Source organism: Aeromonas enteropelogenes (assembly GCF_020097295.1).
GTDB lineage: Bacteria > Pseudomonadota > Gammaproteobacteria > Enterobacterales > Aeromonadaceae > Aeromonas > Aeromonas enteropelogenes.
Genome location: NZ_CP083625.1, coordinates 1,429,938 through 1,452,500 on the forward strand (window position 1 = coordinate 1,429,938; position 22,563 = coordinate 1,452,500).

At 60.3% G+C, this 22,563-nt stretch carries 19 protein-coding genes (1 of these 19 cut by a window edge); 7 read left to right on the forward strand and 12 right to left on the reverse strand.

All coding sequences use genetic code 11. The features are described 5' to 3' along the window. Positions 1–214 precede the first annotated feature (214 nt). Positions 215–1,441 (forward strand): aromatic amino acid transporter, encoded by a 1,227-nt coding sequence (locus tag LA321_RS06745; RefSeq protein ID WP_042073449.1) that lies wholly within the window; start codon positions 215–217, stop codon positions 1,439–1,441. A gap of 71 nt (positions 1,442–1,512) precedes the next feature. Here the strand turns inward: LA321_RS06745 and LA321_RS06750 are convergent, their stop codons facing one another. From LA321_RS06750 to glyQ, 4 genes are all read right to left on the reverse strand, one after another. After that, positions 1,513–1,917 (reverse strand): g-type lysozyme inhibitor, encoded by a 405-nt coding sequence (locus LA321_RS06750; RefSeq protein ID WP_042073446.1) that lies wholly within the window; start codon positions 1,915–1,917, stop codon positions 1,513–1,515. 358 nt (positions 1,918–2,275) lie between these two features. Continuing rightward, a complete protein-coding gene (locus LA321_RS06755) occupies positions 2,276–3,223 on the reverse strand; it encodes a transposase (RefSeq protein WP_042073444.1) in 948 nt (315 codons plus the stop codon). Positions 3,224–4,588: 1,365 nt separating this feature from the next. Next, positions 4,589–6,658 carry a glycine--tRNA ligase subunit beta gene (gene glyS, locus LA321_RS06760; protein ID WP_042073443.1) on the reverse strand — a complete coding sequence of 690 codons (2,070 nt, stop codon included), beginning with the start codon at positions 6,656–6,658 and terminating at the stop codon, positions 4,589–4,591. Positions 6,659–6,667: 9 nt separating this feature from the next. Continuing rightward, a complete protein-coding gene (gene glyQ, locus LA321_RS06765; RefSeq protein WP_005339464.1) occupies positions 6,668–7,591 on the reverse strand; it encodes a glycine--tRNA ligase subunit alpha in 924 nt (307 codons plus the stop codon). Between the two features lie 209 nt (positions 7,592–7,800). Between glyQ and LA321_RS06770 the strand changes: the two genes are divergently transcribed. Together LA321_RS06770 and LA321_RS06775 are read left to right on the forward strand one after the other, a co-directional pair. Continuing rightward, positions 7,801–8,397 (forward strand): DNA-3-methyladenine glycosylase I, encoded by a 597-nt coding sequence (locus LA321_RS06770; protein ID WP_042073441.1) that lies wholly within the window; start codon positions 7,801–7,803, stop codon positions 8,395–8,397. Between the two features lie 146 nt (positions 8,398–8,543). Beyond that, positions 8,544–9,200: an OmpA family lipoprotein gene (locus LA321_RS06775; RefSeq protein ID WP_026456800.1), complete on the forward strand. Its 657-nt coding sequence runs from the start codon at positions 8,544–8,546 to the stop codon at positions 9,198–9,200. A 117-nt stretch (positions 9,201–9,317) separates the two neighbouring features. On the opposite strand, the gene LA321_RS06780 is transcribed toward LA321_RS06775, so the two are convergent. Then, on the reverse strand, positions 9,318–9,662 hold the full coding sequence (locus tag LA321_RS06780) for a RidA family protein (protein WP_042073439.1): 345 nt from the start codon (positions 9,660–9,662) through the stop codon (positions 9,318–9,320). A gap of 20 nt (positions 9,663–9,682) precedes the next feature. Beyond that, entirely contained in the window at positions 9,683–9,928 is a 246-nt protein-coding gene (gene tusA, locus LA321_RS06785; RefSeq protein ID WP_026456802.1) for a sulfurtransferase TusA, read from the reverse strand. Between the two features lie 169 nt (positions 9,929–10,097). Between tusA and LA321_RS06790 the strand changes: the two genes are divergently transcribed. Continuing rightward, positions 10,098–10,289 carry a hypothetical protein gene (locus LA321_RS06790; protein WP_026456803.1) on the forward strand — a complete coding sequence of 64 codons (192 nt, stop codon included), beginning with the start codon at positions 10,098–10,100 and terminating at the stop codon, positions 10,287–10,289. A gap of 69 nt (positions 10,290–10,358) precedes the next feature. On the opposite strand, the gene LA321_RS06795 is transcribed toward LA321_RS06790, so the two are convergent. The 6 genes from LA321_RS06795 to LA321_RS06820 all read right to left on the reverse strand — a co-directional run bounded on the left by LA321_RS06795 (position 10,359) and on the right by LA321_RS06820 (position 19,563). Beyond that, entirely contained in the window at positions 10,359–11,597 is a 1,239-nt protein-coding gene (locus LA321_RS06795) for an ABC transporter substrate-binding protein (RefSeq protein ID WP_042073437.1), read from the reverse strand. Positions 11,598–11,604: 7 nt separating this feature from the next. Further along, complete coding sequence (locus LA321_RS06800) at positions 11,605–13,047, reverse strand: ATP-binding protein (RefSeq protein ID WP_042027102.1); 1,443 nt, start codon at positions 13,045–13,047, stop codon at positions 11,605–11,607. A 51-nt stretch (positions 13,048–13,098) separates the two neighbouring features. Next, positions 13,099–13,821, reverse strand: coding sequence for a response regulator (locus LA321_RS06805; RefSeq protein WP_042073435.1), 723 nt, complete (start codon positions 13,819–13,821; stop codon positions 13,099–13,101). Between the two features lie 268 nt (positions 13,822–14,089). Then, positions 14,090–15,253 carry an acetyl-CoA C-acyltransferase FadA gene (gene fadA, locus LA321_RS06810; RefSeq protein WP_042073432.1) on the reverse strand — a complete coding sequence of 388 codons (1,164 nt, stop codon included), beginning with the start codon at positions 15,251–15,253 and terminating at the stop codon, positions 14,090–14,092. A gap of 21 nt (positions 15,254–15,274) precedes the next feature. Further along, positions 15,275–17,422 carry a fatty acid oxidation complex subunit alpha FadB gene (gene fadB, locus LA321_RS06815; protein ID WP_042073431.1) on the reverse strand — a complete coding sequence of 716 codons (2,148 nt, stop codon included), beginning with the start codon at positions 17,420–17,422 and terminating at the stop codon, positions 15,275–15,277. A 203-nt stretch (positions 17,423–17,625) separates the two neighbouring features. Further along, entirely contained in the window at positions 17,626–19,563 is a 1,938-nt protein-coding gene (locus tag LA321_RS06820; RefSeq protein ID WP_042073428.1) for an acetoacetate--CoA ligase, read from the reverse strand. Between the two features lie 191 nt (positions 19,564–19,754). On the opposite strand from LA321_RS06820, the gene pepQ reads away from it, so the two are divergent. The 3 genes in view from pepQ to LA321_RS06835 are tightly spaced (at most 36 nt apart) and all read left to right on the forward strand, a layout consistent with a single transcriptional unit that may run on beyond the window. Then, a complete protein-coding gene (pepQ, locus tag LA321_RS06825; protein WP_042073426.1) occupies positions 19,755–21,077 on the forward strand; it encodes a Xaa-Pro dipeptidase in 1,323 nt (440 codons plus the stop codon). Then, the gene (locus tag LA321_RS06830) at positions 21,077–21,694 is read left to right on the forward strand and encodes a YigZ family protein (protein WP_042073425.1); all 618 of its coding nucleotides are present in this window, start codon (positions 21,077–21,079) and stop codon (positions 21,692–21,694) included. Before pepQ ends, LA321_RS06830 begins: the two co-directional genes overlap by 1 nt. A gap of 36 nt (positions 21,695–21,730) precedes the next feature. After that, positions 21,731–22,563, forward strand: the 5' portion of a protein-coding gene (locus LA321_RS06835) for a TrkH family potassium uptake protein (RefSeq protein ID WP_042073423.1). Its footprint extends 625 nt past the window's final position; 833 of the gene's 1,458 nt are visible here — the first part of the coding sequence; the start codon lies at positions 21,731–21,733; its stop codon lies off the right edge, out of view.

Here is a 22,563-nt window from a genome sequence, read left to right on the forward strand (position 1 = left end):
CGGAATTTGATACCTGACGGGCTGGCAGGTAAAGTCGCACGGGTGAAACGTTGAGCAGGAGCGTTGAAACATTTTCGAACGAGCCCGCTTTCTGTTTCATCTTCTTTATGAAAACAACATCTTGTCGCCTGCCAGCGCGCGGGCGGCCGTCAGGGCGTAGCCATGGCTGCGCCATTTCTTTGCAGTGCAAACAGGGCAGGAGTTAAGGGGATTTATGGAACACAAACCATCCTTGGTGGGCGGGGCATGCATCATTGCCGGCGTCTGTGTGGGGGCCGGCATGCTGGGCTTGCCGAGTGCCGGAGCGGGTGCCTGGACCCTCTGGTCCCTGCTTGCGGTAGCGCTGACCATGGTGGTGATGACGGTGTCGGGCTGGATGCTGCTCGAATCCTACAAGGGCTATCCGCTGCGCGTCTCCTTCGACACCGTGACCCGGGATCTGCTGGGGGAGAAGGTCAATGCCCTCAACAACCTGAGCGTCTACTTCGTCGGTGGCATCCTGCTCTACGCCTACATCACCTCGTCCGGCCTCATCATCCAGGAGATGACGGGGATCGGCAGCCACGTCGCCTCAGTACTGTTCACCCTGGTCTTCTCGGCCTTGGTGTGGCACTCCACCCGGGCGGTGGACCGCATCTCGGTGCTGCTCATCATCCTGATGATGCTGAGCTTCGCCTTCGGCATCTCGGGTCTGTCGATGAAGATTAGCCCCGAGCTGCTGTTTGACCGGATGAGCGAGCACGCCAGCTACGCCCCCTACGCCCTCGGCATGCTGCCGGTGGCGCTCACCTCGTTCGGCTATCACCACTCGGTGTCGTCGATGCGTGCCTATTATGGCGAGGAGCGCCGCGCCAGCCGCGCCATTCTGGGAGGGACCGTTATCGCTCTGGCCTTCTACACCGTCTGGCTGCTGAGCGTGTTCGGCAATCTGCCGCGCAGCGAGTTCGGCCCGGTGATCGAACAGGGTGGCAACGTAGACGCCCTGCTCAAGGCGCTCGGCTCGGTGATCGAGTCCAAGGCGGTGGCCAGCGCCCTCAACGCCTTCTCCATGGCGGCCATCCTCTCCTCCTTCATCGGGGTGGGGCTGGGGGTGTTCGACTACCTGGCGGACCTGTTCAAGTTTGACAACAGCCGCGGTGGCCGCGCCAAGTCCTGGGCGGTGACCTTCCTGCCGCCTCTGGTGCTCTCGCTGCTGTTCCCGTTCGGCTTCCTGGTAGCCATCGGCTATGCCGGCGCCGTCGCCACCCTGTGGACTTGCATCATTCCGCCTCTGCTGGCGTGGAAGGTGCGCGCTGGCAAGGGTCAACAAGGGGGCAAGCACGAGGGCTTCCGTGCCCCGGGTGGCATTGTCATGATCGCCCTGGTGATTCTGTTTGGTGTGCTGACCGCCGCCTTCCACCTGCTCAATATGGCGGGACTGCTGCCTGCCTATACCGGCTAGGTCACGGACATGGAAAGAGAAAAACGGCGCCTGCGGGCGCCGTTTTTTATGGCTTAAGCACAGCAGGCCGGTTACTGGATGCTGACTGACAGGGTGTGGGGCACCTGCTCGCCGCGGCGGGCGGAGGCGCGCATCTGATAGACCTGGACCAGGTATTTGCCCGAGGTGGGCAAGGTCGATTGCCACTGACCATTGCCATCATTGCGACCCAGTGCCTCGGCCTGACCCGGGATGGCACCGGGGGGGAAGACATTGAAGTTGGCGTTGCTGCTGCCACTGATCTTGACCGTCATGGTCTGGCCAGCCTTGGCCACCAGGGTGTAGTGGAGGGTGTCGTAACCGGAGAAGTTGCCTTTTACCTGGGCGCTGTGGGCTCCCTTGGCAAACTGCACGGGTACCGTAGTGATTTTATTGGCGGCCTGCACCCCGGCGGCCATGGTTACGACCAGCAATGCGGCCGTGATTGCTCGTTTCATCTTGGCTCCTTATGGATGTGGCCCTGTCACCCTGGCAGGGCTGCCCGCACAAGATATGCCTAAATCGTCGAGTTGCCTATACGCACCGCTGCGGTTCTCGTTTTGTTTTGGGACACCCACCTATTTCTCGTTTCGGGACACCCACTTTGGGGGAAGGTGAATAACCGGAAGAGGCGCGTTTGCAAGTTGGCTGATTTGAGGGACGTTGAGCATGAAGCATCATCGGGGAGAGCGGCGACAGATAGGATCGATTGGTTGGAATACGGGAAAGGACAACTTGGTGGCAAGGGGTTATTGTGCCTCGGTGCGGGCACGAGGCTGGTGTCAGAAGTTCATCAAGGTGTGCACCAAGCTGATGTCATAAATAGGGTTGGTAGCATCGGGTCTGACCGCAATGCTCGGCATAACGCTGGCAGCAGACTCTGTCACCGATCGCCCGGATGCCGTGGCGTCGAAACAGAGTGACCTGTCCCAACCATTGCTCCTCATGCATACCCAGGCGTTGCAAGACGGGGACAAGATGATGCGGGATATGGCCACACTTATCCAGGCGGATCGCTCGTCCGGTCCAGTCCACCAGGGTCAGATAATCGGCAAAACTGTAGGGAATGGCTTCATTGCCTTCCTTGGCAAAAGGCAACAGCAATGGAGTCGGATTGACGGGATCCGCTGTCTGTTCAATCCGTTGCTGGATGCTGGTGAAATGGCTCTCTTCCGGCGTAGTGGCAATGCCGGCCCGAATGGGGTTGAGGTCAACATAGGTCATGCAGGCCAACACCGCCGACTCTGTGAGCAGGGCCTGGCTCTTGAAGCGCCCCTCCCAGAAGTGCCCCTTGCAACCGTCCTCCTGATTGGCCTGGCGGGCCAGCGACTCATTCAGCAGGCGCACCAGCCAGCTGATGGAATAGAGGCGCTCTCGCCACTGGCCTATCAGCTGGTGCACCACGTCCAACTCGGGCTCTATCAGTTCATCACCCTGATACCAGCGCCTTACCAGCAAGGGCCACTGAAACAGGCGAGCCCAGCGTTCTGCCACTTCCCGCTCGCTCCACTTATTGGCAATATCGGCCTGCACTTTGAGCACGAGATGATAGTGATTACTCATCACGGCATAGGCGCATATACCGATGGCAAAGACCTGCGACAGCTGGCCTAGTTTGTCGGCAACCCATTGGCGCCTGTGTTCGTAGCTTTGGCCGGAGTGATCATCCTGACCGCAGAGAAAGGCACGCCGTACACAGCGGCTGACCACATGGTAATAGGGTGTATCGGCGAGGCTGATCTGGCGTGAACGGGCAATGGTCATGGCAACGTCCTCAGCAGTGATGTATCAAGCCAAGCAGCCAGTTATGTGGTTGTCAAAGAGGTGGGTGTCCCAGCTTTTCGTCTTACAAAAACAAAGAGGTGGGTGTCCCAGAATCTGGTGTTGTACATACAGGGTCTAAGCCCTTGGCTACCGTTCAGTGTCGGGTTTGGTGATGAGGTGAGGATGAGGGCCATATCTACGGCACAAGGTTTAATTCCTTAAGGTTCGAATCTGGCTTCCTCACCCTCATGTGATGAGAGCTAATCATCACGCAAGTAAGATACAAGGTTCGATTAGCGCAGCGTAATCGGACGGACGAGAGGCTTTGGTTGCGGTTGTTGCCTCGAGTCAGGGGCAACCAGCCGGAGGAGGAAATACGGCTGGCTGTTATGACGGGGGAATCCATTTAGTGAATGTCTGATTACATCTGCTGGTTAATTGAAGAAAAAATTTCGCAAACATAATTGAATGCAGCAGGACTTCACTGTGAAGCCCTGCTGTTTTTATGTTAACGACGATTTTCTGCTTCGCGAGCTTTCTGCCCATCGATGCATCCCATATTGAAAGCTTCTTCTGCGGCTTTATGTCGGACGTACCCAGCTTGGCTTAATGGTATGCTTTCAGGAGTAAAGTGCAGTCTCTCATTGCGATAAGCTTGATTGTAACCAAGCTCATAGGCACAGCCTGCACATCTATGGCGATATGGATTTGACTGATCGCTATTCAATTCAGCAAAAAAAGGGTCGTATCGATGTGGCTCTTGGCAAGTCATAGGGATCTCTACCTCTTGCTATCTGGTGTCTGATGAATAGGAACCCATGTCGAATTTGGCTTAGAGGTAGGGGGCGCAACTTTATTATCCGCAATAGTTACGAAGTTGTCTTTTTTTCCTCCTCGAGGCCCTTGTTCTTGATAGATTCCGCCTTTCTTACCGCTACTTTCGCCAGGTTTGAGTGCCATTTTGCATTTCCAGATTGTTTGTGCAGTACATACTGCATGATCCATGTGGGGCCTAAACAGAAGAGATCAATGGTAAAAGTGAAAATTTTTATTTAAAGAAAAAAGGTTTGCCATAGAAGGTTCAAATCTACAAATAAGACTGGCAATTAATGTTTAGGTGGGTTGTTTTTTAGACTTTTTATAAATGAGTTAAAGGCATATGAGTTACTTGAATAGGCAGGCTTTGCTGATTATTTCTTGGTAACAGCAGTGCTACTTCAGCTCGCATCCGATTTTCTGTGTAGTAAACCTAGCTAGGAAAGAGAAATCATATTTCATGTAGTTGTGTGACGTATTCTACTGGGAGTCACTCAATAAAAAAGGCGCCTTTCGGCGCCGTTTTGAGAGTTTGCTAACAAACTTCAATCACTGCAGCAGGGAGATATCCGCGACTTGCAGGAACAGGTTGCGCAGGTTGTTTAGCAGTGCCAGACGGTTGGCCTTGAGGGCTTCGTCGTCGGCCATCACCATGACTTCGTTGAAGAAGGTGTCGACCGGCTCGCGCAGGGCGGCCAGACGGGTGAGGGCTGCCTGATAGTCACCGGCGGCGAACAGCGGGGCCAGTTCGGCTTGCAGTTCGGCAACCTGGGTGGCCAGCGCCTTCTCGGCGGCATCGACCAGCAGTTCCGGTTTGACGGCAGTCGGCAACTCGCCTTCGACCTTGGCCAGAATGTTGCTCACGCGCTTGTTGGCGGCAGCCAGTGCCAGTGCGGCATCCAGGGTGCGGAAGTGGCTGACGGCCTTGACGCGACGATCGAAGTCCAGCGGACGGGTCGGGCGGCGGGCCAGTACGGCCAGCACCACGTCGGCACCGATGCCTTCGTCCTGATAGGCGGCACGGAAGCGACCCAGCATAAAGTCGACCACGTCGGTGACGACGGTTTGGTTGGTCAGCTTGTTGCCGTAGACGCGTACCGCCTCTTCAACCAGTTCAACCAGATCCAGATCCAGCTGCTTCTCGGTCATGATGCGCAGGGCACCGATGGCGGCGCGACGCAGGGCGAACGGGTCCTTGTCACCTTTTGGCAGCATGCCGATGCCGAAGATACCGGCCAGGGTGTCGAACTTGTCGGCCAGCGCGACGGCGCAGGCTACCAGACCGGACGGCAGGGCATCGCCGGCAAAGCGCGGCATGTACTGTTCGTTGAGGGCCACGGCGACCGCTTCGTCTTCGCCATCGTGACGGGCGTAGTGCATCCCCATGACACCCTGGGTGTCGGTGAACTCGCCGACCATGTTGGTCATCAGATCACACTTGGAGAGCAGACCGGCACGCTTGGCCTGAGCCACGTCTGCACCGATGCGCTCGGCGATAAAGCCGGCGACGGTCTCGATGCGCTCGACCTTGGCCCGGACTGTGCCCAGCTGTTGCTGGAACAGCACGGTTTCAAGGCGCGGCAGGCGGGAGGCCAGAGTCTGCTTGAGGTCGGTCTTGAAGAAGAATTCGGCGTCAGAGAGACGGGGGCGAACCACCTTCTCGTTGCCGCTGATGATCTGGCTCGGGTCTTTGGACTCGATGTTGGTGACGAAGATGAACTTCGGCAGCAGCTTGCCGTTCTTGTCGTAGACCGGGAAGTACTTCTGGTCACCCTTCATGGTGTGAACCAGCGCTTCGGCCGGCACGGCCAGGAACTTCTCTTCGAAGTTGGCGGTTAGCACCACCGGCCACTCGACCAGTGCGGTCACTTCTTCCAGCAGGTCGTCGTCCAGATCGGCCACGCCACCGAAGGCGGCAGCGGCCGCTTCGGCGTCAGCCTTGATCTTGGCCTTGCGCGCCATAAAGTCGGCAATCACCATGCCGCGCTCCTGCAGGATCTGCGGGTACTGGCTGGCGTTGTCGATGGTGAACTCGCTCTCGCCCATGAAGCGGTGGCCGCGAATGGTGCGGGCAGAGTCGATACCCAGAATGTGGGCGGGCACCAGATCCCCATCCAGCAGCAGGGTCACGGTGAAGACCGGACGCACGAACTGGATGGTCTTGTCGCCCCAGCGCATCATTTTCGGGATCGGCAGCTTGGCCAGCGCTTGGCTAACCAGTTCGCCCAGCAGATCGACGGCCGGACGGCCTTCGACCTTGGCGGTGTGAACCAGCCACTCGCCCTTGTCGGTGACCAGACGCTCGGCCTGCTCGACGGTGATGCCGTTGCCACGGGCCCAGCCTTCGGCGGCCTTGGTCGGCTTGCCTTCGGCATCGAACGCCTGCGCCACGGCTGGGCCGCGCTTCTCGACGCTCTTGCTCGGCTGCTCGCCGGCCAGCGCGTGTACCTTCAGCGCCAGACGGCGCGGGGAGGCAAACCACTCGACGTCGCCGAAGGCCAGATCGGCCTTGGTCAGCTCGGCTTTGAAGTTGTCGGCAAAGGCTTCGGCCAGGGAGCGCAGGGCTTTGGGCGGCAGCTCAGCAGTACCGATCTCTACCAGAAATGTATGTTGTGCCATGTCCGTTCCTTAACCTTGCTTGTTCTCACTGCGCTGACACATAGGGAAGCCCAGCGCTTCGCGGGAGGCGTAGTAGGCTTCCGCCACCGCCTTGGTCAGGGTGCGAATGCGCAGGATGTAGCGCTGACGCTCGGTGACCGAGATGGCCTTGCGGGCATCCAGCAGGTTGAAGGAGTGAGCGGCTTTGAGGATGCGCTCGTAGGCAGGCAGTGGCAGCGGTTTTTCCAGTGCCAGCAGGTTCTGGGCTTCCTTCTCGTACTGCTCGAAACAGTGGAACAGGAACTCCACATCGGCGTGCTCGAAGTTGTAGGTGGATTGCTCCACTTCGTTCTGGTGGAACACGTCGCCGTAGGTGGTCTTGCCCAGCGGGCCGTCAGACCAGACCAGATCGTAGACGCTGTCTACGCCCTGGATGTACATGGCCAGACGCTCGAGACCGTAGGTGATCTCGCCGGTGACCGGCTTGCACTCGAGGCCGCCAACCTGCTGGAAGTAGGTGAACTGGGTCACTTCCATGCCGTTCAGCCACACTTCCCAGCCCAGACCCCATGCCCCTAAGGTCGGGTTTTCCCAGTTGTCTTCCACGAAGCGGATGTCGTGGATCTCGGGATCCATGCCCAGCTCTTTCAGGGAGCCCAGATAGAGTTCCTGAATGTTGTCGGGGGAAGGCTTGATGATCACCTGGAACTGGTAATAGTGCTGCAGGCGGTTCGGGTTTTCACCGTAGCGGCCGTCAGTCGGACGGCGGGACGGTTGCACGTAGGCGCAGGCGATGGGCTCGGGGCCCAGGGCGCGCAGGCAGGTCATGGGGTGAGAAGTACCGGCACCCACTTCCATATCCAGCGGCTGAATGATGGTACAGCCCTGGCGGGACCAATAGTCCTGCAGCTGCAGGATCAGGCCCTGAAAGGTTTTGACATCGAATTTTTGCATAATTTTTTTCGCGCGAAATGAAATCAGAGCAAGATTTGCTGAATGTGAACCGAAGGAGTATACCGTCTGGCATGGTCGGATAATAGGCGAAATTACAGCGGATTAATGTGATGGCGCTGCGCCGGGCCTGGGCGGGAGGGGTTGTGGGCACTCCCACGCCCGGGTTGGCATCGACCCCGGGGATTGGATGAAATGACAGGAGAGAGGGAATGGAGTTGCGTTGCGCCTGGGTGACCAAGGACCCGGAATACATTGAATACCATGACAAACAGTGGGGCAGGCCGGTCCATGACGCCCGCGAGCTGTTTGCCAAGCTCTGCCTCGACGGCCAGCAGGCGGGGCTGTCGTGGATCACCATCTTGAAGCGCACCGAGAGCTACCATCGCGCCTATGCGGATTTTGATCCGCTGCGCATCGTGCAGTTCGACGAGCAGGACGTGGAGCGGCTGATGCAGGATACCGGCATCATCCGCAACCGGCTCAAGGTGCAGTCGGTCATCAAAAATGCCCGCGCCTATCTGGCGCTGGAAGCCGAAGGCATCGACTTTGTCGATTATCTGTGGGGCTTCGTGGGCGGCGCCCCTATCGTCAACCAGCGCCAGGGCAATGGCGACATTCCGGCGACCTCAGCGGAGTCGGATGCCATGTCCAAGGCGCTCAAGAAACGCGGCTTCACCTTCGTTGGCAGTACCATCTGCTACGCCTTTATGCAGGCGGTGGGCATGGTGAACGATCATCTGGTGACCTGCCCCTGCCACGCCGAATGTCAGCAGGTGATGAGGCCAGCTGATCAGGTCCACGGGTAGCCAGCCGCGTGGTGGCCTCACGCGGTTTCGTATAAAAAACCAGCACTCTCGCCAGCCGTTCAGGTCTGCGTCAGACAATGGCGCGATGGCACGCTACAATCCGGCCCCCGGCATGGTGCCGGATTGTTTTTACAGAGGTTTTTTTCATGCGAGCCAAGATTCTGGTGCCAGCTTTGGCGCTGACCGTTGCCCTGAGCGGCTGTACTACCAACCCCTATACCGGTGAATCCCAGACTTCCAAGGGCGCCTGGGGCGCGCTGGCGGGTGCGGCGGCCGGGGCGGCCGTTGGGGCACTCTCCTCCAGCAAGGGCGATCGCAAGAAGGGCATTCTGACCGGCGTGGCCGCTGGCGCCGCCTTGGGCGGCGGTATCGGTTACTACATGGACGTGCAGGAAGCCAAGCTGCGCGAGAAGTTGCAGGGCACTGGCGTCAGCGTGACCCGCAACGGTGATCAGCTGATCCTCAACATGCCGAACAACGTCACCTTCGACAGCTCCAGTGCCCAGCTGAAAGCGGCTGGTGCCAACACCCTGTCCGGCGTGGCCATGGTGGTTGCAGAGTTTGACAAGACCCGCCTGAATGTGGTCGGTCACACCGACAGCACCGGCTCCCGCGAGCTGAACATGCGTCTCTCCCGCGAGCGTGCCGACGCCGTCGCCGCCCAGCTGATTGGCCAGGGTGTGAGCGGTAGCCGCATCTCTACCTACGGCGTGGGGCCGGATCAGCCGATTGCCACCAACAGCACGGCCGCAGGCAAGGCCCAGAACCGCCGGGTGACCATCACCCTGACCCCGATCGGTTAAGCGGTCCGGTAGTCGTCTACGAAAAGGCCCCGCCAGCGATGGCGGGGCCTTTTGTTATCCAGTGGCCGGATGGGCGGCCCGGCGGATACTGTGTCGTCGGGTCATGCCGTTTCGGGATCAGGCGGCGGTCAGCTGTACTTCCACCTTGTAGCCTTCATGGGCCAGGCGGGCCTGAACGCAGGCACGGACGGGGGCGGTACCTGCCGGGATCCAGGCATCCCACTGCTCGTTGAAGGCGGCGATGTCAGCGATGTCTTTGAGATAGATGTTGGCCATCAGGATCTTGTCGACGCCGGAGCCGTTGGCTTCCAGCAGGCGTTGCAGGCTCTCAAGCACCTCGCGGGTCTGCTGGTGGATGTCGGCCTCTTCGCTGGCAGGCACTTCCACCACATAGAGGGTGCCGTTATGGATGACCACGTCTGACCAACGCTGGGTAGTGCCGATACGGGTAATGGTTGTCATGGTGTGCTCCGGTGCAGGATTCACTGACCCTTGCGGATCAGATAGCGATAGGGGGCCTGTTCTGTCTCGCTGGCGATCAGGGTGTGATCCATGAAGCGGCAGAAGCTGGGAATGTCGCGGGTGGTTGAGGGATCATCGGCACTGACCAGCAGGGTCTCACCCTCGGCCATCAGGCGTACTTTTTTGCGCACCATCATCACGGGTTCCGGACAACGGAGCCCGATCGCGTCCAACTCATGGTTTGCATCGCAGAATAAATCACTCATCTCTTGTTAACCTTCAACCAATTCGGCTGCCAATGATACTCAGGGCTAAAAAATAAGCAAATTATCGGCCTTTTCTTGGCACATGTAACTGAAATGTTGTCACGGGCCTACCCACCTTGCGCCGGATGAGTAATATAAAAATTGCACCGTATTCAACAAGGAGGTGAATATGCAAGTCTCCTACGGCAGATTGCAGGCCTACGCAGGCATGGGGTTCTTGTCTTTCGCCATGATAGTGATGGGCAGCCCGATCGGGAACACAGGCACCTGGTTCGGTTCTCTGGTGATGGTTGGATTGGGGCTCTGGATCGAGCTCAGCGATTACTACGACGAAGATGAGGACGAGAACGATCAACCTTGAACCTGATGCAGGGTTCACAACAAAGGCGGAGCAACTCCGCCTTTGTCATTTCCGCCGTCCGGTGGCTTATCAGCGGGTCGAGCGCATGGCCCGCTCCAGATGTTGCGCCGTCAGCTGCGGGTTGGCTCTGGGGTCGTTGAAGAAGTTGCTCAGCACATCGAAGATCGCCTGACGCATGTTGGTGGAGGTGGCCATCCCCTCCGCCATGCTGGGCAGCAGGTTGTGCTGTTTCTCGGCTTGCAGGAAGTCCTGATAGGAGCGCACCGCGCAGCGATCGAACTTGCTCATGTCCGGGTTGACCAGTGCCGGGATCGAACCCTTCACCCGATTGAACTCTTGCTGGAAGGAGGGAGTCATCAGCAGGCTGGCCAGCTCGCCCTGGGCCTGCAGCTGGGCAGGATCCCGCTGCTTGAACATGGCGATGGAGTCCAGGTTGTAGCTGAACAGTCCCTCGCTGCCCGGGCTCGGCAGGCAGGCGATATCCTCGCCGGGTCGGTAGTTACCGGCGCTCAGTTCCCCCTTGACCCAGTCCCCCATCACTTGCATGGCGGCGCCACCGCTCTCCAGCAGGTTGGTGGCCTGGTGCCATTTCAGTCCGGCGTATTTCTCCGGCACATAGGCGCGCAGCTGCTGGAAGCGGGTCAACACCTTCACCATCACGGGGCCGGTCAGGGTGTCATTGTCCTGTTCGATAAAGGCCTTGCGGTAGAACTCCTTGCCCCCTTCACCGAGCGCCACCGTTTCGAACAGTACCGCCAGCTGCCAGGGTTCGTTGCCAATGGCCAGCGGGGTGATCCCGCGCTTTTTGAGCCGTTCGGCGACCGCGACAAACTGGGCCCAGTCGGTGGGCGGGGTTAGCTGGTACTTGTCGAAAATCTTGCGGTTGAGCCATAGCCAGTTGACTCGGTGAATGCCGGTGGGTACCGCCATCAGGGCGCCGTTCTGGCTGAGTGTCTCCCGCACCATGGGGGGCATGCTGTCATACCAGCCGAGGTGTTCGGCCATGGGGGAGAGATCGCGCAGGAAGCCGAGACCGGCCCACTCCTTGAGCTCAAAGCCCTTGAGGTGGGCCGCCTCCGGCGGATTGGCCGCCAGCGCCCGGCTTTTCAGCACCGTCATGGCGCTCTTGCCGCCGCCCCCCTGTACCGCGAAGTCGTTCCACTCGTTGCCCTTGGCGATCCACTCGGATTTGAGCACTTCGACTGCTTTTGCCTCGCCCCCGGATGTCCACCAGTGCAGCACCTCCACCTGGGAGGCGCAGGCAGAACCGGACAACAGAGCAAACAGAGTGAGGGGAAGCCACTTCATGGGAGTACTACCTTGGCAGGGAGAGGGTGGCCTGCAGGCCGCCTTGCGGACGATTTTCCAGCACCAGATCGCCGCCGTGGGCATGGGCGATGTTGCGGGCAATGCCGAGCCCGAGGCCGGTCCCGGCCTGATCCGTGCTGAGTCGGTAATAGGGTTCGAAGATGCGTTCGAACTGATCTTCCGGCAGGCCGGGGCCCTCATCCATGATGAAGAGGATCAGCATCTCCTCGTCGTCCATGATGATGATGCGCACCTTCTGGCCATATTTGATGCCGTTGTCCACCAGGTTGCCGATGCAGCGCTTGAGGGCCAGCAGCTTGCCACGATAAGGCCATTTGCAGTGCCCTTCTATGGTCAGTCGCTCGTCGTGCAGGTTCATCGACTCGGCCATCTGCTCCAGCAGGGCGTTGATGTCGATCTCTTCGATGTTCTCGTGGATGTCGGTCTCTTTCACCGTCTGCAGCGCCCCCTTGACCATCAGCTCCAGCTCGTCGAGATCCTTGTTGAACTTGCCGATCTGGACTTCGTCGTCCAGCAGCTCGACCCGCAGCCGCAGCCGGGTGATGGGGGTCTTGAGGTCGTGGGAGATGGAGCTGAACAGTCGCTCCCGATCATCGATATAGCGCCGGATGCGGTGCTGCATGATGTTGAAGGCGCGGGTGGCGGCGACGATCTCGGAGGCGCCCTCCTCCCGAAGCGGTGGCTGGTCGATATCCTTGCCGAGGTTGACCGCCGCCTTGGCGAGGCGGCGCAGAGGCCGGGTCTGCCAGCGCACCAGCATGAAGGTAAAGAAGCAGAGGAACACCGTCATCAGGGCGATGAAGCGCACCTGGTTGCTCGGCATGACGGTGTCATCCAGCGTCATGTAAGGGGCCGGCAGCAGGGCGGCCAGATAGAGCCACTCGCCCGGCTCTATTTCGATCTGGGTCACCAGCACCGGCGGGTTGATGGGCTCCAGCGACAATGTATAACGGGCCCAGGAGGAGGGGAGATCCGCCAGCAGGGTGTCGTTGTTGAAGACGTGGAGATCCTCGGGCCGGGAGAAATCCACCTTGATCGCCATGGCGTCGGAGAGCTTGCGGCTCAGCACCCCCTCGACCTCCTGCAGCACCAGCATCTTGCGTTCGCTGTCCGGAATGGCGCTGATGTGGATCTCCTCCTCGTTCAGGGAAACGAAGAAGCGGCTGCCCCCCATGTTGCGCAGCTGGTCCAGGGCGATGTGGCGATACTGCAGCGGCAGCGACTTGAAGAAGTTGACGGTGGAGGCGGCCGACAGCGCCAGGTTGCGGGTGGTGCTGAGCATCCCCTCCAGCTCCCGCTTCTGGATCTGTTGCATCCAGATGCCGGTGAGAATGGTTTGGGAGAGCAGGATCGCCAGCAGCAACAGCAGCAGCATCCGCGATAGCAGGGAGCGGGGCACCAGTATCCCCCAGGACCATTTATTGGTCATGGCCGTTCGTGCCTGTGGTCGATCAGCATGCTGTTGCTACCTGTCTGCTCGTCATGGGAGCTCGTGAACTTCGGCGATCAGCATGTAGCCGCTGCCACGGATGGTCTTGATGATGCGCGGGCTCTTGCCGTTGTCACCCAGCTTCTGGCGCAGCCGGCTGATCTGTACGTCGATGCCGCGTTCCATCGGCAGGCTCTCGCGGCCACGGGTCGCATCGGAGATGGTGTCGCGGTCGAGCACCACGCCGGGTTGCTGCAGAAACATGCCGAGCAGCATGGCATCGCTGCCGGAGAGGTCCAGCAGGCTGCCATCCTCGTGGGTCAGCTGGTGGCTCAGGGTGTCCAGGGTCCACTCGGCAAAGCGCAGCCGGCGGCTCGGCTCCTTCTCTTTCTCCGGCTGGCGGAATTCGGCGCGGCGCAGCAGCGCCTTGATGCGGGCCTGCAGCTCGCGTGGGCTGAACGGCTTGGCGATGTAGTCGTCGGCACCGAGTTCGAGACCGATCACCCGATCCGCCTCGTCGGAGGCCGCCGTCAGCATGATGATGGGGACCTGGGAGTCGCGACGGATCTGCTGGCAGAGGGTAAAGCCGTCGTCGCCGGGCATCATGATGTCCAGAATGATCAGATCCGGGCTGTGCTGGGCGAGTTGCTGGCGCATCTCGTTGCCCTCCGCTGCGGTCAATACCTCGAAGCCTGCCCGGGTCAGGTACTCGTTGAGCAGCTCGCGGATCTCTTGGTCGTCATCGACGATCAGCAGTTGTTTGCTCATTGACATATGTATGTGCATCCACCCATTTTTTTGTGCAGATTGAACCTGTCGGGGGAGCAAAAAGCAAGCAAGCCCCCCATCTAATGTGAGGTTAGGGGCAATATCCGCTGGTCGGAAAGGGGAAAACAAAAAAAGGCCGACCCAAACGGGGCGGCACATAACCAGTTTCTGACGTCAGGCCGCCACCCCGTGTGGCGGCGACCACAGACCTGAAAAGGGGCCAGTCAGACTGGCCCCGAAAGGGACAACGTTCAGTAGTACAAGGATGCCGGTATTACACCCGCTCGAACACGGTGGCGATGCCCTGACCCAGACCGATGCACATGGTGGCGACCCCCAGGGTGGCGTCCTTCTCCTCCATCAGATTGATCAGGGTGGTGGAGATGCGGGCGCCGGAGCAGCCCAGGGGGTGACCCAGGGCAATGGCACCGCCATTCAGGTTTACCTTCTCGTCCACCTGATCCTGCAGACCCAAATCCTTCACGCAGGGCAGGGACTGGGCGGCAAACGCCTCGTTCAGCTCGAAAAAGTCGATGTCGCCGACAGTCAGGCCGGCACGCTTGAGCGCCTTCTGGGTGGCCGGCACCGGGCCGTAACCCATGATGGCGGCGTCGCAGCCGGCGATGGCCATGGCACGTACCTTGGCGCGGGGCGTGAGGCCGAGCGCCTTGGCGCGATCCGCACTCATCACCAGCATGGCGGCGGCGCCATCGGACAGGGCCGAGGAGCTGCCCGCAGTGACGGTGCCGTTGACTGGGTCGAACACAGGTCGCAACTGGCTCAGGGTGTCGACTGTGGTCTCGGGGCGGATCACCTCGTCATAGTCGTAGAAGAAGCGGGCGCCGCTGGCGTCGTGCCCTTCCAGCCCGACGATCTCCCTGGCGAAGCGACCCTCCACCGTGGCCGCGTGGGCGCGGCGGTGGGAGCGGGCGGCAAACTCGTCCTGCTGCTGACGGCTGATGCCGTGCAGCTTGCCGAGCATCTCGGCGGTCAGCCCCATCATGCCGGAGGCCTTGGCCACCGACTTGGCCATGCCTGGGTGGAAGTCCACCCCGTGGCTCATGGGCACGTGACCCATGTGCTCGACGCCGCCGATGATGAAGATGTCGCCGTCACCCACCTGGATGGCACGGGAGGCATCGTGCAGCGCCTGCATGGAAGAGCCGCACAGCCGGTTGACGGTGACCGCCCCCACCTGTTTCGGGATGCCGGCCAGCAGGGCGGCGTTGCGGGCGATGTTGAAGCCCTGCTCCAGGGTCTGCTGCACGCAGCCCCAGTAGATATCCTCGATCTCGTTCGGGTCGAGGTTGGGGTTGCGCAGCAGGATGGATTTCATCAGGTGCGCGGACAAGTCTTCTGCACGCACGTTGCGGAAGGCGCCGCCCTTGGACCGGCCCATGGGGGTCCGGATACAGTCGACAATGACTACGTCTTTCATGAATGGATCTCCTTTCCGCAATCAGTAGAAGGTTTTGCCCTGGGCGGCCATCTCACGCAGCTTGTCGCTGACATGGTAGAGGGGGCCCAAATCGGCATACTGGTCGGCCATGGCTACATAGCGATCCAGATCCAGGGTGTCCAGATAGCGGAACACGCCACCGCGGAAGGGAGGGAAGCCCAGACCGTAGACCAGTGCGATATCGGCTTCGGCCGGGGTCGCGACTATGCCCTCTTCGAGGCAGAGCACCACCTCGTTAATCATGGGGATCATCATGCGGGCTATGATGGCGTCCTTGTCGAAATCCTGTTTCGGCTTGGCAATGGGGGCCAGCAGCTCGTAAGCGGCGGCGTCGGCCACCTTCTTCGGCTTGCCCTTCTTGTCGGCCTCGTAGGCGTAGAAGCCCTTGCCGTTCTTCTGACCGAAGCGGCTCGCCTCGTACATCACGTCGATGGCGGTACGGCCTTCCTTGCTCATGCGGGCCGGGAAACCCTGCGCCATCACATCACCGGCATGGTGGCCGGTGTCGATGCCGACCACGTCCAGCAGGTAGGCGGGGCCCATGGGCCAGCCAAACTCCTTCTCCATCACCTTGTCGACGGCGGCGAAGTCGGCGCCGTCGGCGACCAGCTTGTTGAAGCCGAAGAAGTAGGGGAACAGCACGCGGTTGACGAAGAAGCCCGGGCAGTCGTTGACCACCACAGGTGACTTGCCCATGGCGGCGGCGTAGGCCACCACGCGGTTGATGGTTTCGTCGGAGGTCTGCTCGCCGCGGATGATTTCCACCAGGGGCATGCGGTGCACCGGGTTGAAGAAGTGCATGCCGCAGAAGTTCTCGGGACGCTTCAGACCCTTGGCCAGCAGGGAGATGGGGATGGTGGAGGTGTTGCTGGCGAGCACGGCGTCGTCGCCGATCACGCCTTCCACTTCACTCAGCACGGCCGCCTTCACTTTCGGGTTCTCGACCACGGCCTCGACCACCACGTCCACATGCTTGACGTTATCGTAGCTGAGGCTAGGAGTGATGGCGGAGAGCACCTGGCCCATCTTGATGCCGTCGATGCGACCGCGCTCGAGCTGGCCGTTGAGCAGCTTGGTGGCCTCATTCATGCCGAGCGCCAGCGCTTTCTCGTTGATGTCCTTCATCACCGCCGGGATGCCCTTGCTGGCGGACTGGTAGGCGATGCCGCCCCCCATGATGCCGGCACCGAGCACGGCAGCGTGGCTGGTAGCCTTGCTCGCCTGCTTGGCGGCCTTCTTCGCCAGCGCCTTGATGTGCTGATCGTTGAGGAAGATACCGACCAGCGCTTTGGCCACGTCGGTCTTGGCCAGCTTGACGAAGGTGGCGGCCTCGGCGGCCAGCGCTTCGTCACGGCTCATGCCGGCGGCGGCTTCCACCGTCTTCACGGCGGCCATCGGCGCCGGATAGTGTTTGCCCGCCACGGCAGCGACCATGCCGGCGGCGGTGGTGAAGCTCATCATGGCTTCCAGTTTGGAGAGGCGCAGCGGGGCCTTCTTGGCGGCGCGGCGGCTCTGCCAGTCCAGCTTGCCCTTGATCGCGTCCTTGATCATCTGCACGGCGGCGCTCTGCAGCGCATCCGGGGCGACCACGGCATCGATGGCACCCACCTTGAGGGCGTCATCGGCACGGTAATCCTTGCCGGTAGTGATCCACTCCAGCGCGTTGTCGGCGCCGATCACTCGTGGCAGACGCACGGTGCCGCCAAAGCCCGGCATGATGCCGAGCTTGGTCTCGGGCAGGCCGATCTTGGCCGTGGTGTCGGCCAGCCGGAAGTCGGTGGAGAGGATGGTTTCGCAGCCGCCGCCCAGGGCGTGGCCCTTGATGGCGGACAGGGTAGGCACTGGCAGATCTTCGATGGCATTGAAGATGTCGTTGGCCTTTTTCAGCCAGCCGAGCAGATCTTCCTGTGGCAGATCGAACAGTTCCAGGAATTCGGTGATATCGGCGCCGACGATGAAGGCGTCTTTGCCGGAGGTGAGGATCAGACCTTTTAGTTCACGTTCTTGTTGTAATGCGGCGATCGCTTCGCTCAGGGAGAGCAGGGTGGCGCGATCCAGCTTGTTGACTGAACCCGGTGCGTCGAACCTGAGTTCGGCAATGCCGTCTTCCAGGTAGCTGACCGACAGGGTTTCGCCTTGGTAGATCATGAGAGTGTCTCCTTGTTCCCACACAGTGGGGCGTGGTGCTCCTTTATCCCCAGCAGGGGGCGAGGCTCACTATTGATCCAAAAGGAGACATTTTCAACACCTATTTAAAACATTTGTTTAACAGTTTTTATGGGGCGGCTCGCCATCACAAAACGGATAAAAAACAGGCGCCTTGCGGCGCCTGTTGTGAACTGAGGTTTTTGTCAGCTGGCCAGCTCCGCCCGGTTGCGGTACTGGTTCAACACCTCGGGGTCGGCGAGGGCGTGGGTGTTGTTGACGGGCCGGTTGTGCACCACTTCCCGTACCGCCAGCTCCACTATTTTGCCGGACTTGGTGCGGGGGATGGCGTCTACCTGCAGGATGCGGGCGGGCACGTGACGGGCAGTGCAGTGCTGGCGGATCTGCTGGCGAATGCGATCGCGCAGGGCATCATCCAGCTTGAGGCCAGCCCTGAGCTTGACGAACAGCACCACCCGCTCATCCTGTTGCCACTGCTGGCCGATGACGATGCTCTCCTCCACCTCGTCGAGCTGCTCCACGTAGCGGTATATCTCGCTGGTGCCGATGCGCACGCCTCCCGGATTCAAGGTGGCGTCGGAGCGGCCATAGAAGAGGATGCCGCCGGTCGGGGTCAGTTCAATCCAGTCGCCGTGGCACCAGACGTTGTCGAAACGCTCGAAGTAGGCGGCGTGGTACTTCTCGCCGCTTTCGTCTCCCCAGAAGCCGATGGGCTGGGCAGGGAAGGGCTTGGTGCAGACCAGCTCGCCCTTTTCACCCTGCACTGGCTGGCCCGCCTCGTTGAACACCTGGACCGCGAGGCCGAGGCCGCGTCCCTGGCTCTCGCCGCGATAGACGGGGCTCAAGGGGTTGCCGATGACGAAGCAGGAGCAGATGTCGGTGCCGCCGGAGATGGAGCACAGTTGTACATTTGTTTTGATTTGCTCATAGACGTAGTCGAACCCCTCGGGGGAGAGCACGGAACCTGTGCTGCAGATAAGCCGCAACTGCGGCAACTTGTGGGTCTTGATCGGGGCATAACCCTGCTTGTGCAGCGCGTCGAGATACTTGGCGGAAGTGCCGAACAGGGCAACCTCCTCGTCCCGGGCGAGATCCCACAGCACGTTGCCGTCCGGGTAGAAGGGAGAGCCGTCGTAGAGCACCAGGGTGGCGCCGGAGGCGAGGGCGCTCACCAGCCAGTTCCACATCATCCAGCCGCAGGTGGTGAAATAGAAGATGCGCTCCCCCGGCTTGATGTCGCAGTGCAGCTGGTGTTCTTTCAAATGCTGCAGCAGGGTGCCGCCGATGCCGTGCACGATGCACTTGGGCTTGCCGGTGGTACCTGACGAATAGAGGATATAGAGCGGATCATTGAAGGCCATGGGCTCGAAGGCGAGCTGGGCATCCGGCTGACCGGCCAGGATCTGGCGCCAGTCGTGGCCTAGGTGCAGGGGGTGGTCCAGCAGGGGGATCAACACAGTCTGCTCTATGCTGTCGATCTGTCCGACGATTCCCGCCACCTTATCCTGAATGTCGATGGCCTTGCCGTTATAGCGATAGCCATCCACCGCAAACAGCACTCTGGGGCGGGTCTGGCCGAAGCGCTCCACTACGCTGGCCTCGCCAAAATCCGGGCTGGTGGAGGTCCAGATCGCCCCCAGGCTGGTGGTCGCCAGCATGGCGACTACGGTTTCTGGAATATTGGGCAGATAGGCCGCTACCACATCGCCACGGCCTATGCCCTGGCCGCGCAGCCACTGGGCCAGCCGGGCCACCTGATCTGCCAGCTCGCGCCAGCTCAAGGTCTGGCTCGGGCCTCCTTCGATGCGGGAGATGATGGCCGGCGTGTCGTCCTGGCGGCGCAACAGGTTTTCGGCAAAGTTGAGCCGGCTGTCCGGGAACCAGCGGGTGCGCTGCATATCCTGGCGGTTCTCCGCCACTATGTTGCCGAGCTCCCCCTTGACGCCACAATGCTGCCACACCAGCGGCCAGAAGCGGGTCGTCTTCTCCACCGACCATTGATAGAGCTGGGGATAGTCCTGTAGCTGCAGGCCATGGAAGCGATTGACCTCGGCCATAAAGCGATAGAGGTTGGATTGCTGCATCCTGAGCGGATCCGGTTGCCACAGGCAGAGGTTGTCCATGAGTGATCCCTGACTTCATGTTATCTACCGGCAGTGTATTGAATTGTTCCTCATTTGTTAATTATTGGTTTCTTGTTGATAACAAACGTTTTGTAACGTATGCGTTACCTCACGAAGCGGCAGCGTGACGGGTCGAGCCTCACCGTGCATGATGTTATGCTGCAATCACATTCATCTCGGAGCAGGACGCCATGAGCAGCTACAGCCAACTTTTTGCCCAGCACCTCGATACTTTGCAGCAGCGCACCCGCGACATTCTGCAACAGCAGGGGCTCAGCGGGCTGGCCATCCACTCCGGCCAGACGCATCGCATCTTCCTAGACGATCAGGATTACCCCTTCAAGGTGAACCCGCACTTCAAGGCCTGGTTGCCAGTGCTGGACAACCCCCATTGCTGGTTGCTGGTGGATGGCGTGAGCAAGCCGGTGCTGCTGTTCTATCGCCCGGTGGATTTCTGGCACAAGGTAGCGGACCTGCCCAATGCCTTCTGGGTCGACTTCTTCGAGATCCGCTTCCTCACCCGACCTGAGCAGGTGGCGGATCATCTGCCCGCCGACAAGCAGGAGTGGGCCTATCTGGGCGGACATCTCGAGGTGGCCGGCTTGCTGGGGCTGACCCAGCCCAATCCGGAGGCGGTCCTCAACTACCTGCATTATCACCGCGCCTACAAGACGGACTACGAGCTGGAGTGCCTGCGTGAGGCGAACCGGATCGGGGTGCGCGGCCATATCGCGGCCAAGGACTCCTTCATGGCGGGGGCAAGCGAGTTCGAGATCAACCTGGCCTATATGAAGGCGGTCGGGCAGGGGGCCAATGAGGCGCCCTACGGCAATATCGTCGCCATCAACCGCAATGCAGCCATCCTGCACTACACCCACCTTTCCGCCCTGCGGGTGCCGGATGTCGAGCGTTACTCCTTCCTCATTGATGCCGGCGTCGACTTTCATGGCTATGCCTCTGACATTACCCGTACCTGGGCCTGGCGCCGTGGCGAGTTTGCCGACCTTATTGCCGCGCTGGATGTGCAGCAGCAGGAAATCATCAAGGAAATCAAGCCTGGTCGCCGTTACAGCGAGCTGCACCTGCTGATGCACCACAAGCTGGCGCGCCTGCTGCAGGCCACCGAGCTGGTGGACATGTCGGTGGACGAGATGATCAACACAGGGGTGACCAATGTCTTCTTCCCCCATGGCCTCGGTCACTTCCTCGGTTTGCAGGTGCATGATGCCGGTGGCTTCATGCAGGACGAACGCGGCACTCATCTGGCGGCGTCCGAGCTGTTCCCCTATCTGCGCTGTACCCGGGTGATGGAGGTGGGCCAGGTGTTCACTATCGAACCGGGGCTCTACTTTATCGACAGCCTGCTGGAGCCGCTGCGCCAGGGTGAGCAGGGCAAACGGGTCAACTGGAACAAGGTAGAAGCGCTGCGCCCGTTTGGCGGCATCCGCATCGAGGATAACGTGGTGTTGCATGCTGACGGGGTGGAGAACATGACCAGACAAGCAGGGCTCTGATGGCGGTTGCCTATTCCATTCCGGCTGCACCGCTGGAGCTCAGCGAAGAGATCAAGAAGAGTCGCTTCATCACCCTGATCGCCCATACCCCGACGGTGGAGGCGGCCAAAGCGTGGGTGAACGAGGTCAAACGACAGCACCCAGCTGCCCGTCACCACTGCTGGGCCTTTGTGGCGGGCGACCCGCAAGACAGCCAGGTATATGGCTTCAGCGATGATGGTGAGCCCTCGGGGACGGCGGGCAAACCTATCCTGGCCCAGCTGATGGGTTCCGGTCTTGGCGAGATCTGCGCCGTGGTGGTGCGCTATTACGGCGGGATCCAGCTTGGCACCGGCGGTCTGGTCAAGGCCTATGGCGGTGGCGTCGGAACCGCCCTCAAGCAGCTGACCACTTTACTCAAGGTACCGCGCACCCCTTCTATCATCCACTGTGATTACGGTGATATAGGGGTAGTCGAAGCTTTGGTGGGCAACTACGGTGGCGAGGTGCTGGCGGCCGAGTATGGTCAACAGGTCTCCCTGCAGGTGGCCTGGGAATCATCAGTTTGGGCTCAGGTTGATCGGGAATTGATCGATCGGACTCATGGGCGGGTATCCCTTGACCCCTTAGATGGCTAGAATCCATCGCTCTTTGATTCTTGATAGGGAGCAGGAATGCACATCCTGAGCATTATCCGCATTGTTGGCCTGCTGGTGGCGCTGTTCAGCTCGACCATGTTGTTGCCAGCGCTGGTGGCGTTTGGCTATCGGGATGGGGGCGGTTCTGAATTTGTCAGTGCCTTTGTGATTGCCCTGTTGCTCGGGGTGGCACTCTGGTTTCCCAATCGTCATCACAAGCGGGAATTGGGTTCCAGAGAGGGGTTCCTCATCGTGGTGTTGTTCTGGACCGTGCTTGGCAGCGTCGGTGCCTTACCCTTTATGCTGGGTGACGTGCCTGACATGTCGGTTTCAGAGGCCTTCTTCGAATCCTTTTCCGGGTTGACGACCACAGGGGCAACCGTGCTGACCGGGCTCGACGAATTGCCCAAGGCGTTCCTGTTCTATCGCCAGTTGCTGCAATGGCTGGGGGGGATGGGGATCATCGTGTTGGCGGTCGCCATATTGCCGCTGCTCGGTATCGGTGGCATGCAGCTCTATCGTGCCGAGATCCCGGGGCCGGTCAAGGACAACAAGGTGACCCCGCGTATCGCCGAGACGGCCAAGGCGCTCTGGTACATCTACCTGTTCATCACCACTGTTTGTGCCTTGGCATTCTGGGCCGCAGGAATGACGTTGTTCGATGCCATCTGCCACTCCTTCGCCACCGTGGCGATCGGTGGATTCTCGACCCACGATGCCAGCATGGGCTACTTCAACAGCTCGACCATCAACCTCATTACGGTGATTTTTCTGTTGATCGCTGGGGTGAATTTCACTCTGCACTTTGCGGCCTTCACCCATCGGCCATTGCGGATCGGGGTCTATCTGCGTGATCCCGAAGTGAAGGT